The organism is Arthrobacter sp. cf158 (genome assembly GCF_900106835.1).
Lineage (GTDB): Bacteria > Actinomycetota > Actinomycetes > Actinomycetales > Micrococcaceae > Arthrobacter.
Genome location: NZ_FNNR01000002.1, coordinates 517533 through 531651 on the forward strand (window position 1 = coordinate 517533; position 14119 = coordinate 531651).

15 protein-coding genes are annotated in these 14119 nt (G+C 63.6%); 7 read left to right on the forward strand and 8 right to left on the reverse strand.

Annotated elements, in window-relative coordinates:
• Positions 1–54: 54 nt before the first annotated feature.
• Positions 55–768, reverse strand: a complete 714-nt coding sequence (locus BLW08_RS05440; protein WP_254779697.1) for a phosphoribosyltransferase — start codon at positions 766–768, stop codon at positions 55–57.
• A 38-nt stretch (positions 769–806) separates the two neighbouring features.
• On the opposite strand from BLW08_RS05440, the gene BLW08_RS05445 reads away from it, so the two are divergent.
• Complete coding sequence (locus BLW08_RS05445) at positions 807–1220, forward strand: MarR family transcriptional regulator (protein ID WP_091323781.1); 414 nt, start codon at positions 807–809, stop codon at positions 1218–1220.
• A 105-nt stretch (positions 1221–1325) separates the two neighbouring features.
• On the opposite strand, the gene BLW08_RS05450 is transcribed toward BLW08_RS05445, so the two are convergent.
• The 5 genes from BLW08_RS05450 to BLW08_RS05470 form a co-directional block, all read right to left on the reverse strand.
• Positions 1326–2153: an alpha/beta fold hydrolase gene (locus BLW08_RS05450; protein ID WP_091323783.1), complete on the reverse strand. Its 828-nt coding sequence runs from the start codon at positions 2151–2153 to the stop codon at positions 1326–1328.
• A gap of 4 nt (positions 2154–2157) precedes the next feature.
• Positions 2158–2487, reverse strand: a complete 330-nt coding sequence (locus BLW08_RS05455; RefSeq protein WP_090818734.1) for a biotin/lipoyl-containing protein — start codon at positions 2485–2487, stop codon at positions 2158–2160.
• Entirely contained in the window at positions 2480–3553 is a 1074-nt protein-coding gene (locus tag BLW08_RS05460; RefSeq protein WP_091323785.1) for an alpha-ketoacid dehydrogenase subunit beta, read from the reverse strand. Before BLW08_RS05460 ends, BLW08_RS05455 begins: the two co-directional genes overlap by 8 nt.
• Positions 3546–4592, reverse strand: coding sequence for a thiamine pyrophosphate-dependent enzyme (locus BLW08_RS05465; protein ID WP_091323786.1), 1047 nt, complete (start codon positions 4590–4592; stop codon positions 3546–3548). Before BLW08_RS05465 ends, BLW08_RS05460 begins: the two co-directional genes overlap by 8 nt.
• Before the next feature lie 137 nt (positions 4593–4729).
• Positions 4730–6115, reverse strand: coding sequence for an amino acid permease (locus BLW08_RS05470; RefSeq protein ID WP_090818741.1), 1386 nt, complete (start codon positions 6113–6115; stop codon positions 4730–4732).
• 174 nt (positions 6116–6289) lie between these two features.
• Here BLW08_RS05470 and BLW08_RS05475 point away from each other — a divergent pair, with 174 nt between their 5' ends.
• The 6 genes from BLW08_RS05475 to BLW08_RS05500 all read left to right on the forward strand — a co-directional run bounded on the left by BLW08_RS05475 (position 6290) and on the right by BLW08_RS05500 (position 12716).
• A complete protein-coding gene (locus BLW08_RS05475; protein ID WP_090818744.1) occupies positions 6290–6763 on the forward strand; it encodes an Lrp/AsnC family transcriptional regulator in 474 nt (157 codons plus the stop codon).
• 103 nt (positions 6764–6866) lie between these two features.
• The gene (locus BLW08_RS05480; RefSeq protein ID WP_090818746.1) at positions 6867–7586 is read left to right on the forward strand and encodes an NUDIX hydrolase; all 720 of its coding nucleotides are present in this window, start codon (positions 6867–6869) and stop codon (positions 7584–7586) included.
• Positions 7583–8890, forward strand: coding sequence for a quinolinate synthase NadA (nadA, locus tag BLW08_RS05485; protein WP_091323789.1), 1308 nt, complete (start codon positions 7583–7585; stop codon positions 8888–8890). Before BLW08_RS05480 ends, nadA begins: the two co-directional genes overlap by 4 nt.
• Before the next feature lie 37 nt (positions 8891–8927).
• Positions 8928–10664, forward strand: a complete 1737-nt coding sequence (nadB, locus tag BLW08_RS05490) for an L-aspartate oxidase (protein ID WP_091323790.1) — start codon at positions 8928–8930, stop codon at positions 10662–10664.
• A complete protein-coding gene (nadC, locus tag BLW08_RS05495; protein WP_091323792.1) occupies positions 10657–11535 on the forward strand; it encodes a carboxylating nicotinate-nucleotide diphosphorylase in 879 nt (292 codons plus the stop codon). Before nadB ends, nadC begins: the two co-directional genes overlap by 8 nt.
• Before the next feature lie 14 nt (positions 11536–11549).
• Entirely contained in the window at positions 11550–12716 is a 1167-nt protein-coding gene (locus BLW08_RS05500) for a cysteine desulfurase family protein (protein WP_090818759.1), read from the forward strand.
• On the opposite strand, the gene BLW08_RS05505 is transcribed toward BLW08_RS05500, so the two are convergent.
• Together BLW08_RS05505 and BLW08_RS05510 are read right to left on the reverse strand one after the other, a co-directional pair.
• Positions 12717–13202: a GtrA family protein gene (locus tag BLW08_RS05505; RefSeq protein WP_091323794.1), complete on the reverse strand. Its 486-nt coding sequence runs from the start codon at positions 13200–13202 to the stop codon at positions 12717–12719.
• An 18-nt stretch (positions 13203–13220) separates the two neighbouring features.
• Positions 13221–14114, reverse strand: a complete 894-nt coding sequence (locus tag BLW08_RS05510; protein ID WP_091323797.1) for a fumarylacetoacetate hydrolase family protein — start codon at positions 14112–14114, stop codon at positions 13221–13223.
• Between the last annotated feature and the right edge of the window lie 5 nt (positions 14115–14119).

The window sequence follows — 14119 nt, forward strand, 5'->3', positions numbered from 1 at the left end:
GAGCGGTCCAAGTGGCCGCACCCGCCTTTTGCTTTCAGGCAGCGTTTCCGTCAGTCACCTGTTGGGGGTGCCTGCGCCTTCCAGTTGATGGACGACGTCGGAATCGGACAACTGCTCGAATCGTTCGTAGAACGCGCCAACAGCATGGAACTTGCCGGGCGTGTGGAGAGCGAACACGTAATCGCACACCCTGGCCAGGGAAGTGGATGCCTCGAGGGATGCCACCGGCACCGCAGCCACGATGACGCTGGCGCCGCCGGCCCGGACTGCTTCCACGGCTGCACGCATGGTGGCTCCCGTGGCCAGGCCGTCATCGGCCAGCACTATTGTCTTGCCCCGGAGGTCATGGTCCGTACCGGGATACTCTTCTGCCCGCCGAAGAAGCTCCGAGCGTTCATGGGTTTCCACAGCATCCAATGCGGACTGGGAAATACCGCGGGAAAGGATGAGCTCTTTGAGCGGCTTGTTCACGATGCGAAGAACGTCGCCCCGGGACCATGCCAGCGCCCCAAAGGCGGTCTCGTCACGGCCGGGGATACCGAGCTTGCGGACCAGCACGGCGCCAAATGGGAGATACAACTCAGCTGCCGCAGCTGCGGCTACGGGGATTCCTCCCCGGGCGAGGCCCAGGACAATGGTGTCCGGGCGCTCCCTCAGCTGGGGGAGTCCTTCAGCCAGGCGTCGACCGGCTTCCGCACGGTCCTTGAAACGCATGCCCATCTGCTCCACTTCCACGATATTCGTTGCACTTCCAAGCCTACCGTCCATGCCTTGCCCGGGGGCGCCTCCGCTGGAAGCATGGCCTTGTGAACAAGCCCATCGGATACTGGATCAAGAGGCTCGACGCTGCGCTGGACATCCAGCTGGACAGTACCTTGGCGCGGATCAAGCTCAGCAGGCGTCAGTGGCAGACCCTGGGCACTCTCTCAGGGGGCGCCATGCTTCCTGACGAGCTTGAGCAAGCACTGCTGCCACTGTGGGGCAGCGATATCCGCTTGCGCGAAAGGGAGCTTGAGGCCTTGGTGGGCCGCGGATTAATCACCATGATCGATGACCGGCTGGCGCTCAGCGAACGCGGCCGCGAGAAGTATCACGAAGCCCAGCGCCTGGTGGAAGATGCGCGCCGGGACTTGTCCATGGGCATCGGAATTGACGAGTACGCCATGACCTTAAGCGTGTTGGAGCGCATGAGCCTTAACGCGGAGCGGCTGGCCCGCTGACGTCAGCCAGCAGGACCAGCCGAGGGCGTCGGCGGGCCAGCGCCTTACACGCAGGCGCCTTGCACGCAGGCGCCTTACACGCAGGCGCCCTGCACACCAATGACCCTACACACCAATGAATTGGACGGCGGCTTCCTTGAAAGCGCGGCTGGTGATCACGTTGGTGTGCGTGCGTCCGGGGATAACCAGGGTTTCCACCATCCCGCCGCGCTTGCCGGCGATGGAAGCCAGCTCCGGCATGGTGGCAGCCCGCTCGTCCTTCTCGCCCGCAACCAGCAGCAGCGGTACCTGCGGAGCTGCCTCGGCGGGATCGAAGGGCTCACCCTTGATGGCCTCAATGAGGGACAACATGGCGAAAAGGTTGTTGCTGGGCAGCATTTGCGCCATCTTCAACAAGCCGGCAGTTGATGGGTCCTCGATGGGCGTGCCGTCGGCCAAATGCCGTTGGGCGGCCACGAGGTCGAACGCCGCCAACGGATCCGCTGAGCTGGGTCCACCCAGGACAATCCGGTGGACGAGGTCGGGCTGGGTGGCACCGAATTCCCACGCGAGCCTGGAGCCGAGCGAGTAGCCAATGAGGTCCAGCCCCGTGGACGAGTCGCCATCGCGCAGAGGCCGGGCGCCGACGTCGGTCACTATCTGCAGGAGGTCGGCACGGATGCGGCTGGGGGTGTACGAGTCCAGGTCCTCGGGGGAGTGACTGCGGCCGTGACCGGGCAGGTCAACAGTAATCACCCGCCGGCCGGCGTCCTGCAGGGTGGTAATCCATCCGCTGTCCGCCCAGTTCAGTTTGCTGGAGGAAGAGAAGCCATGGATCAACAGGACGGGGCGGAGTCCGGCATCGGCGGCGGGCTCATGGACTTCCACAAACAATCCGGGGTCGGTGCCTTCCACGGTGTGCCTGTTGTGTTCCACGGTGTGCCTGCCGGTCATGGTGTCAGTCCTCATCGAGTACGGCGCTCAGGCGGACCCGGCGCTTGGGTGCTTCGTCCTTCGGAACAGTGCCCACGATACCGGCAGTGTCATCCGGAACCTCGAACACAATCAGGGGTTCGCCGACGTTGATGGTGTCACCGGGCGCCCCATGAATACGCACCACTTTACCTGCCTGCGGGCTGGGCAATTCGAGGGCCGATTTGCTGGTTTCAAGCTCCACGAGCGGCTGGTTCCGTTCCACCTGCTGCCCCGGCTCCACCAGCCAATCCAGCACGGTTGCTTCGATGAGGCCTTCGCCCAGATCGGGGAGCGGGAAGGAAATTTCAGCCACGGCGGTACTCCAGTACGCGTTGGATCCCAAAGAGGATGCGGTCGATGTTGGGGATGTATTCGTCCTCCAGGTCTCCGGAGGGATAAGGCACGTCGAAGCCGGTGACACGCTCCACCGGCGCCTTCAGGGTTGCGAAACAGCTCTGCGTAATGAGTTGGGCCACTTCGGCGCCCAAGCCTGAGGTCAGCGGCGCTTCATGGACGACGACGGCGCGTCGCGTCTTGCCGACGGAGGTCGCCAATGCTTCGGCGTCAATCGGCTTCAGCCAGCGCAGGTCCAGGACCTCGACGTCGATGCCGTCCTCGGCCGCGAGCTCGGCAACCTGCAGGCATCGGGCAACCATTGCACCCCATGCCACCAGCGTAAGGTGGCGGCCTTCCCTGACCACGCGTGCGCCCGTGAGGTTTCCGCCGCTGTCCGTTCCGGCGTCGTGCGCTGCTGTATCCATGTCCGCGGACGCAAGGTTCACCGGGCCCTTTTGCCAGTAGCGGGACTTCGGTTCCATGAAAATGACAGGATCCGGCCGCGTGGCTGCGTACTTGAGCAGATGATAGGCATCGTGCGGGGTGGCGGGCGAGACTACCTTGAGGCCCGGTACGTGGGCGAAGAGCGCCTCCAGGCTTTCGCCGTGGTGCTCGGGTGCGCGGATACCGCCGAAGCTGGGCACCCGCAGCGTGATGGGCATCGGCAGGGTGCCGCGGCTGCGGTAGTTCATCCGGGCGATCTGGCAAACGATTTGGTTGATGGCCGGATAAGCGAAGCCGTCGAACTGGACCTCGGGGATGGGGTGGAATCCGGCCATGGCCAGCCCCACCGACATTCCGAGGATGCCGGACTCAGCCAGCGGGGTGTCGAAGACGCGGTCCTCGCCGTGCTTCGACTGGAGGCCGTCGGTGATCCGGAAAACGCCGCCCAGGCGGCCGCAGTCCTCACCAAAAATGACGGACTTCGGATTGTCGGCCAGGATCTCGTCCAAGGCCCGGTTCAGTGCCAGCTGCATGGACATGTGCTGAACGTTGGCGTCGGTTTCACCAGTTCCAGTCAGGGCTGTGATGGTCTCAGACATGTTCGGACTCCTCGCGCCACGCAGTGGCCTGGGACTGAAGGGTGGGTGTTGGCTCTTGGAAGACCAGGCTGAACATCTCAGCGCCGGGGCGGGGACCGAGGACCTCTATACCGGCACGGACGGCTTCTTCCTCTTCTTCTGCCAAACGTTGGGCCTCCATGAAGAAGGCCTCATCGGCAACTCCGTCGGCCAGCAGGCGCTGCCTGAACCGCTCGAGCGGATCCTCGCCGGCTCCGAGCCTCTCCTCGTCCAGCGTGCGGTAACGGCCAGGATCGTCGGCGGTGGAGTGTGGGCCGCGGCGGTAGGTCATGGCTTCAATGACCACGGGACCATTGCCGGCGCGGCAGTGGGCGAATGCGGATCGGGTGGCTTCAAAAACGGCCACTACGTCATTACCGTCCACTTGAAGGGATGGGATGCCGTACCCGGCGGCGCGGGCTGCAACGGAGCCGCCCGCCACTTGGCGTTCCGTGGGGACGGAGATGGCCCAGCCGTTGTTCTGGATGAAGAAGACCACAGGTGCTTTCATGACGGCGGCGAAGTTCATGGCTTCGTGGACGTCTCCTTGGGAGGATGCGCCATCGCCGAAGTACGTCATGGCGACGCCCATCTCCGGTGCCCCGGAGAGCGTCTGGCCGTGGGCCCAGCCGACGGCGTGCAGGACTGAACCTGCCACTACGGCCTGGATCGGTGCGAAGCGGGACTCCAGCGGGTTGTACATGCCGCCGTGCCAGGTGGCCTTGTGCGTGGACATGTAGCCCACCATGTCCAGGCCCATGGCCCGCGCAACGCCCATTTCGCGGTAGGTGGGAAAGACGAAGTCGCGGCTGCGGTCAACAGCGTAGCCGCTGCCCACCTGCGCGGCCTCCTGGCCCAGTTCGGGTGCATAGCCGGGAATAATTCCCTGGCGCTGCCAGGCGACAGCTGCGGTATCCAGGTGACGGACGGCGGCCATCAGGGTGTACAGCTCACGGAGTTGATGGTGGGTGAGCGGGGCCGCGTCATCATCGACAGCGGCCAGCACAGGTTCTGTAGTCATGGCTGTGACCCTAGTCACCCATCTTGTGTGTGCGCAATCAGCTCAGTTTAAATGGAACAGTTTGTACAATTTGGGCATACACAGAAGCCCTGCACGGTACAAATTGTGCAGGGCTTCTGGAAGGTTGCTAGCAGGTGCTATTCCGCGTGTGATGCCTGCTTGGCGGCCTTGGATTTGGCGTTGACGAAGCAGCCCGCCGCGATGACCAGGATCAGCAGGAAGGTGCCGATCAACTGCCCGGCGCTCTCCGGGTTGGCGAAGCCCACCACGAGGATGAGGCCCAACAACACCAAGCCAAGAATCGTGAGGTAGGGGAAGCCCTTCATTCGCAAGGGAAGGTCGGTGCCCTCCTTGTCCGCCCTGCGGCGCAGGATGAACTGCGACACCAGTGCCGTGCCCCAGACCACCAGGCAGGTGGAGCCCACAAGGTTCAGGAGTGCCGGCAGGATCTTTTCCGGGAACAGAAGTTCAAGGACGGTGGCGATGAAGCCAAACGCGACGGAGACGACGACGGCGGCCACGGGAACCTTGGAAGCGCTCAGGCGCGACAGGATCCGCGGAGCTTCCCCGCGCTCGGAGAGGGAGAAGATCATCCGCGAGGCGCCGTACAGGTTGGCATTCAGCGCGGAGAGCAGAGCCACAACTGCAACCAGCGTGATCGCAGCTCCGGCGCCCGGGATGCCTGCGATGTCCAGTACTCCGGCGAACGGAGACTTGAGTCCCTCTGAGCCTACGGGGAGAACGGCTGCGATCACGAAGACAGAGCCGATGTAGAAGACCAGGATGCGCCAAACCACCGTGCGGATGGCCTTGCCAACGCTGTGGGCGGGGTTCTCGGTTTCAGCGGCAGCAACGCTAACGATCTCTGTTCCACCGAAGGCGAAGATGACGACGAACAAGGCGGCGGCGATGCCGCCGATGCCGTTGGGGGCGAAGTCGCCGAACGCGGAGAAGCCGGGCGACGGGACGTTCGGCAGCCAGCCGAAGAGCAGGGCTGCGCCAATGAGCAGGAAGATGACGATTGCAGCGACCTTGAGGATGGCGAACCAGAATTCGAACTCGCCGAAATTGCGCACGCCCACCAGGTTGATGCCGGTGAACACCACCATGAACACCAGTGCAAGGACCCATACGGGGATGACTGGCCAGATGGAAAACAGGAGCCCGGCCGCTCCAATGGCTTCGGCGGCAATCACCACTACCAGCTGCAACCACCACAGCCAGCCGATGGTTCCGCCGGCTGTCTTGCCCATGGCTTTCTCCGCGTATACGGAGAACGCGCCGCTGTTCGGGTTGGCGGCCGCCATCTCGCCGAGGGCCCACATGACCAGGATGATCAGGGTGCCGGCCACGAGATAAGAAATGAGCACCGCCGGTCCGGCAGCCTGAACGCCTGCTCCCGAGCCGAGGAAGAGGCCGGCGCCGATCGCGCTGCCCAGGCCCATCATGGTGAGCTGGCGTGGCTTGAGGGAGTGGCCGAGGCCGGATGTAGGGGCAGGAGCCGCGATGGACTTCGTTGTCATACGTGTCTACCTTCTATGGATTACATGCTGGTTTTGCGCGTTGGCCTCATGGGCTTGGCACGCGGGCGTCGACGACGCAGCAAGAGCCGTGGAATAATTCTCGCAGATTGTAAGATACATCACTTTTTGCTGTAGCGATGTGATGGGTAAGGATCCCCGGGGACAGGAACTTTGATGCTGGTCGATGCGCTTGATGCAAAAATTGTACGTTTCTTTACTGATTCACCACGATCCTCGGTGCTGGAGGCCTCGCGCGTTCTGCGGGTTGCCAGGGCCACGGTGCAGTCCAGAATCGATCGCATGATCGAGAATGGGGTCATTGGTTCGTGGGTTCCCCAGCCGGATCCAGCCAACTTCGGCTTTCCCGTGGTGGCGTTCTGCTCGGTCACCATCACGCAGGAGATCGGCCATGACGCCATCATCGAAAGCCTGGGCGCCATTCCGGAGATCATCGAAGTGCATACCGTGACCGGAAACTCGGATCTCATGGTGCGGATTGCGGCGCGATCCAATCCGGACATGCAAAGGGTGCTGGATGCCATGATCGCCACCAAGTCCGTGGTGCGCTGCTCGTCGGTGATTGTTCTCAACAGCCACATCCAGGGCCGGACTCTGCCATTGATGGAAGCCGCCGCGAAGTCCGTGTGACGTAAAGCATTTTGCCAGAGGCCGGATCAGTCGTACCATTAGTTCTAGTCAAGATGACTTTAACTAATTCTTCGGCTTATGGGCCGGGTGGCGATGAAGCGAGGTGAACGCCGTGAACACCAACTCAGCAAACGTTGCAGAGCGGCGGCTCGCACCGCCGTCGTTGGCTATTTCCACGGTAATTTTCGCTCTCCGTCCCAGTGAAAAGTCCGGCCGCCCCACCCTGTGGCTCCCGCTGGTCCGCAGGATCCGCGAACCGTACAAGGACATGTGGGCCCTTCCCGGTGGACCGCTGGCCCATGACGAATCGCTCCAGGACGCAGCCTCAAGGAATCTTCGCGAAACCACGGGCCTCACCCCGCACTACCTCGAGCAGCTCTACGCTTTTGGCGGCCTCCACAGGTCACCCACCCAGCGCGTGGTCTCCATCGTGTACTGGGCCTTGGTGCAACCCACCGAGGCCGCCCTCGCTGACGAATCAGAGAATGTGCGGTGGTTCCGCGCGGACCGGCTGGGCGAACTCGCTTTCGACCACAACGCAATCGTGGACTACGCACTGTGGCGGCTCCGCAACAAGATGGCCTACGGATCAATTGCGTACCACCTGCTGGGGGAATTCTTCACCCTGGCGCAGGTCCGCGAAGTCTACGAAGCTGTGTTGGATCGCCAACTGGATCCGGCGAACTTCCGCCGGCACATCAAAGCCACACCGGAAATCGAAGAAACCGGTGAATACCTGCAAGGCGGAAAACATCGTCCGCCACGCCTCTACCGCTTCACCGGCACGCCCGGCCTCGGGCCAGATAACAGGAGTACACCATGAGCAGCGTCAACACTGCCGTCCAGCTGATCACTCGCGAGGAGGCCGAGAAAGGCCTCTCCCGCGCAGGGTCCACGTGCAGCCCGGCCCTGGCCAGGGGCCCATGGGAATACGACCTCGCTGAAGCCGTAGCGGGTGCGCCCGCCTACGGCCCCGGCGCTTCCAGCGAGGACGTCGCGCCCAAGGCCACTCCACGGCAAGGCCAACTGCCTGAGGAATATAAGAAAGCCAGCGACGCCGAACTTGACGCCCGGATCCGGGCCGCCAAGGCGACGCTCGGGGACCGTGCCGTCATCCTTGGCCATTTCTACCAGCGTGACGAAGTCATCCAGTACGCGGACTTCGTAGGCGACTCGTTCCAGCTTGCCAATGCAGCACTCACCAAGCCCGACGCCGAAGCGATCATCTTCTGCGGTGTCCACTTCATGGCTGAGACAGCGGACATCCTCTCCACGCCCCAGCAAGCAGTCATCTTGCCCAACCTCGCTGCTGGCTGCTCTATGGCGGACATGGCGGATGAAGACTCCGTGGAGGAATGCTGGGAGCAGCTTGAAGAAATCTTCGGCACGGAACCGGACGCCGACGGCCGCGTACCCGTCATCCCCGTCACCTACATGAACTCTTCGGCAGCGCTGAAGGCGTTCTGTGGGCGGAACGGCGGGATTGTCTGCACCTCCTCCAACGCCAAAGTGGTCCTGGAGTGGGCCTTCGAACGCGGACAGCGCGTCCTGTTCTTCCCCGACCAGCACCTGGGCCGCAACACGGCAAAGGCACTCGGCGTGCCCCTGGAGCAGATGCCCATGTGGAACCCGCGCAAGGAACTCGGCGGGAACGACGAACAAACACTGCAGGACTCCCGAGTCATCCTCTGGCACGGCTTCTGCTCGGTCCACAAGCGCTTCAACGTGGGCCAGATCGAGAAAGCCCGCCAGGACTTCCCGGGCGTCAACGTGATCGTCCACCCCGAATGCCCCATGGAGGTAGTGGACGCCGCGGACTCCGCAGGATCCACCGACTTCATCAAGAAGGCCATCGCCGCCGCCACCGAACCCACCACATTCGCCATCGGCACCGAGATCAACATGGTGAACCGGCTCGCCGCCGAAAACCCGCACCACACCATCTTCTGCCTCGACCCCGTCATCTGCCCGTGCTCCACCATGTACCGGATCCACCCCGGCTACCTCGCCTGGGTCCTTGAGGAGTTAGTGGAAGGACGCGTCGTCAACCGCATCACCGTGGACGACTCCGTGCAGGACAACGCCAAGATTGCGCTGGAGCGCATGCTGGCCGCCAAGCCGGCCTAGCAGCCAGGCACACCCGACCCATCGAATCGAGCCTCGCATGACCACAGAGAGCTTTGCTGAAGGGCACCGGCCCAAGCGGTTGATCGTCGTCGGAAGCGGCATCGCCGGACTGTACTCCGCCCTGTTGGCAGCCGAAGCGGGAACCGACGTGGTGCTGTTGACCAAGGGCGCGCTCGCGGACAGCAACACGTACTACGCCCAGGGTGGCATCTCAGCTGTTCTGGACGAGCCTGCTCCCGGCGACACCGTGGCGGCCCACATCGCCGATACCCTGAAGGCCGGTGCCGGGCACTGTAACGAAGAAGCAGTGCGAGTACTGTGCACCGAGGCGCGGCTGGATATCGCCGGGCTTGGCAGGTTTGGTGTCCGCTTCGACCTTGACGACGACGGAGGGCCCGCCTTGGGTCTGGAAGCCGCCCACTCAGCGCCACGCATCCTGCACACCGGTGGCGACGCCACGGGGGCCGGGGTAGCTGCTGCTTTGATCCGGGCCGTCCTGGACTTCCAGGCGGCAGGAAAGATCCAGGTCATCGGGCACGCCCAGGTCACGTCACTGTCCCAAGGCCCTGACGATCGGCGCGGCAACAGGGTCATAGGGGCAACCTTCCTTCACGACGGCCGTGAGCTTGGGGTCGACGGCGATGCCGTGCTTCTGGCTACCGGTGGCGCCGGGCAGTTGTTTGCCCAAACCACCAACCCTGCCGTGGCCACAGCAGACGGGCTGGCGCTCGCGTGGCGTGCGGGTGCCGCCGTGGCAGATCTGGAATTCTTCCAATTCCACCCCACCTGCATGGTGCTTGCTGATGACGCCAGGGAAGCCGAAGGCAACAACGACCCCCTGCTCATCTCGGAAGCAGTGCGGGGTGAAGGCGCCGTCCTGGTTGACGCCAGAGGACACAGATTCATGCCCGACTACCACCCTGATGCAGAACTTGCCCCACGGGACGTCGTCTCCCGCAGCATCGCCCTGCACCTGGCAAAACTCGGGGACCCCAACGGCCACGTCTTCCTCGACGCCACCGTGATCGAAGAACAGCGGGGCCGGGGCTTCCTGGCCAAGCGTTTCCCCACCCTCAGCCGACGCACCCGCCAAGCCGGAGTTAACTGGACAACAGAGCTCGTCCCCGTGGCACCCGCGGCCCACTACTGGATGGGTGGCGTGGTGACCGACCTCCACGGCCGGACGTCTGTTCCTGGTCTGCTTGCTGCTGGTGAGGTTGCCTGTACCGGTGTGCAGGGAGCCAACCGTTTGGCGAGTAACTCCCTCCTTGAAGGCCTGGTGTTCGGGCGTCGGGCCGTTGAAGCGTTCCTCTACGGTGACAGCGGCCCCACAGGCCCCTTGGCTCCGCTGGATGAGCTGGAAGCTGACGTCTCCGCTCACATTTCCTGGGAGTTTGAGTCTTTGCCTGGGCCGGGGGCCCGTGAGGTTACTTTTGCGCAGGCGGGAGCATTCTCCCGGCAGGCGCTGCGGCTCCTGATGACCGCCAAGGCTGGCGTACTCCGGAGCGGGGAATTGCTGGCTGAGGCCGCAGAGGTCTTGGCGGCTTGGGACGGTGACGTCATGCCTTTGAATGTGCCGGACTCTTTGGACGCCCGGGTGCATGAGGACTCCAACCTCCTGTTGGCTGCGCAACTGCTTGTTCATGCTGCACGGGAGCGGCGGGAGTCGTTGGGGGCGCATTACCGCAGCGACAGCGTGACCGAAGCGGCCGCCGTCGACGATTTTGACAAGCGTTACACCATGAGCCGGAAAGTGAGCCTCGTCCATGACTAACCTGACCCTCCCCGCAGCCCCTGTTCGGGAGATCCTGGAAAGGGCGTTCGCCGAGGATGCACCAAGCGGGGACATCACCTCGCAACTCCTGATCCCGGCCGACGCACACGCCACGGCCGTGCTGAATGCGCGCGTCCCCGGTGTTTTCAGCGGCGGCACAGTGTTCCGCGACGCCATGAAACTGGTGGACCCTGACACGGTGGTTGAGTTGCTGCTCGCCGACAGTGAAGCGTTCGACGCCGGAACGCACCTCGCGCGCGTCAGCGGCCGCGCCCGTTCGGTGCTGTTGGCCGAACGCATAGGGCTCAACCTGGTGCAGCGCATGAGCGCGATTGCCACCAAGACTGCTGAGTTCGTGCGGTTGGTTGAAGGGACCCGCGCCCGGATTACCGACACCCGCAAGACCACGCCCGGCCTCCGTGTTCTGGAACGCTACGCGGTGCGATGCGGCGGGGGAGCGAACCACCGCTATAGCCTCTCCGACGCCGTCTTGGCCAAAGACAACCACCTGGCCGTCATGACCGGAGGCGATTCCAGCAAGTTGACTGAGCTGCTGATCGCCGCCAAGGCGCAGCTGGGCCACACCACCCACTTCGAGGTGGAAGTGGATAAGGCTGAGCAGATCGAACCCGTCCTGGCTGCAGGAGTGGACACCATCATGTTGGATAACTTCTCCATCGCTGAGCTCCGTGCAGGGGTCAAGCAGGTTGACGGGCGGGCGATCATCGAAGCCAGCGGCAACGTGAACGTCAGCACCGTCACGGAGATCGCCGCGGCTGGCGTGGATGTCATCTCAATCGGGGGACTGACCCATAGCGTGAGCGCCTTGGACCTCGGCCTCGATATCGAACTCACAGCACCCCGGAACTGAAGGTCGCGTAAGCCATGATCTTCCTCGACGCTGCCGCGACCACTCCGGTCCGCCGCGAGGCACTTGAGGCCATGTGGCCCTACTTGAGTGGCGAGTTTGGTAACCCTTCCAGCCACCACAGCCTTGGCGAGGCCGCCGCAGCCGCGCTCGCAGAGGCGCGTTCCGGCGTCGCGAAAGTCCTTAATTGCCGCGCCGGCGAGGTGACCTTTACCTCGGGTGGCTCTGAGGCAGACAACCTTGCCGTCAAAGGCATAGCCCTTGCCCGGCAGGCGACTGATCCGTCGCTGAACCGCCTGGTCATCAGCGCAATCGAGCATCCCGCTGTGGAAGAGTCTGCCCGCTACCTGGAGCGGGTCCATGGCTTTGCCGTGGATGTGGTGCCGGTGGACCGCGACGGCCTGGTCTCCGCGGACGACCTTCGGGACATGCTGCGGGCCGGGACTGCGCTGGTCAGCATCATGTATGCCAACAATGAGATCGGAACTGTTCAACCAGTGGCCCACCTTGCCGCTGTTTGCCGGGAGTACGGAGTGCCCTTCCATACTGACGCGGTGCAGGCCGCGGGGTGGCTCCCCGTGGACGTCAAAGCGTTGGGCGTGGATGCATTGAGTCTCTCCGGACACAAGCTCGGAGCGCCCAAAGGATCTGGCGTGCTGTTTACCAAGGGCCGTTTGCGGGTGGAGCCCTTGGTTCACGGCGGCGGACAGGAACGCGGAAGGCGTTCCGGCACCGAAAATGTGGCCGGAGCTGTCGCATTGTCCACGGCGTTGGCAATGTCCCACGCCGAGCAGCCGGACCAGGCGGCGCGGGTTTCGGGTCTTCGGGATCGGTTCATCGGCCACATCCTGGCCACCGTGCCCGATGCCATGCTGACCGGACACCCCAGCCTGCGACTTCCATCAGTAGCTTCCTTCTGCTTCCCGGGAACAAGCGGCGAATCGGTGCTGCTTGAGCTTGAACGGCTGGGCGTCGTGTGCTCCAGCGGTTCGGCCTGCGCGGCTGGTTCCGATGCTCCTTCGCCCGTACTGGTAGCCCTCGGCCTGGCGACGGAAACCGCTCAGACCGCCGTGCGGTTCAGCTTCCCGTCGACTGTCACCGGGGCCGAACTCGAGCAAGCCGCCGCGGCCGTGGAAGCCGCCGTCGGGCGTGTCCGTAACCTGGCATCTCCACAGCCGAACTGACTACACGTGCCGGGCGCGACGGAAGATCCAGTGCCGCAGCAACGTGAACCGTACGGCGGTGGCAACAAATCCTGAAAGCGTAGTGGTCCAGAGTTCTTCAGTGACCGTAGCTTCCGGGCGTAAGAGGTGGAGCACAGCCAGGGAGCCCCCGGTGATGATCAACGCAATGGCGATGACTATCACCCCACTCAGATGGTCCTGGGCGCGTTTCTTCTTGCCCGTGATTTTGAAGGTCAGCCGACGGTTCAGCGCGGTGTTCATCAGCGATGTCACTATCAGGGCCACCGCGTTGGCCAGTTGCGGATCAATCCATGGGCGCAGCAGCGCGTAGATGGCCAGCGAACTCGCCGTGCACACAACGCCGACGCCAGTGAAGCGCAGTAATTGGCGCACCATAGGATATTTCAGGGGCCCGCGATGCCGTTTCTTGGGTGGCTTTTGTGCGGGAGAAGGGCGTAGCTCAGTGGCCTCCGCAGCGATCTCCATGAGGTTAAGCCTGACACACTATGCGGGATGTTCCTCCCAGGAGGCGCCGGTGACGGGGTTGTGCAGCTCGCCGATGCCCTCCACACGGCACACCACGGTGTCGCCGGGCTGGATGCGCGCGCACTCCGCCGGGAATCCGGTGAGCACCAGGTCGCCGGGTTGCAGGGTCATGAAGGAGGTGAGGTAAACGAGGATCTCTTCCACTTTCCAGCCGAGGTCCGCGGAACTGGCAGCCTTCAGTTCAGTGCCATTGTGGATGATCCCGATGGAGAGGTCTGAGTGGTCCAGCTCCGTGACAATCCACGGACCCGCGGGTGTGAAAGTGTCCTGGCTCTTGGCGCTGATCCAGAGCTCGTCGGTCTTTTGCAGGTCTCGCGCTGAGACATCATTGCCGATGGTGTAGCCCAGGATGGCGGACCGCGCTGTTTCGAGGGTCAGGTTCCGCGAAGCAACCCCGACGACGACGGTCAGTTCAGCCTCCGGGTCCACGTAACCCACCGTGGGGCTGAGCTGGATCGCCTCGCCCGGGCCGATCACGCTGGACGCCGCTTTGTGGAACGCCTGGGGTGGCAGGTCGCGGCCCGGTTGGCCCGTGTTGTGGGCCATGCCGAACACGTTGGCCGGAACTGACGGGGCCAGGAAAGTAAACGCGTCCTCGCTGACAACAGCGCCACGTTCCCATCCAAGCCGGGCTGGGCTGTTCACGTTGGCCCTTGATGCCGGGAAGGGCGAGTCGATGACGGTCCACTGCATGCCTTCGGCGGAATCGAACACGGATGCGTCATTGGCCACGAAGTATTGCTCGTCCAGTGACTGGTCAGTGAAAGACGTGTCCGGGGAGGACTGGCCTGCGGATGGCGGGCCGTCGAGGGGCCGGACACGGGCAATGCGACGGGGGAGGCGTGAAGTCATGAAGA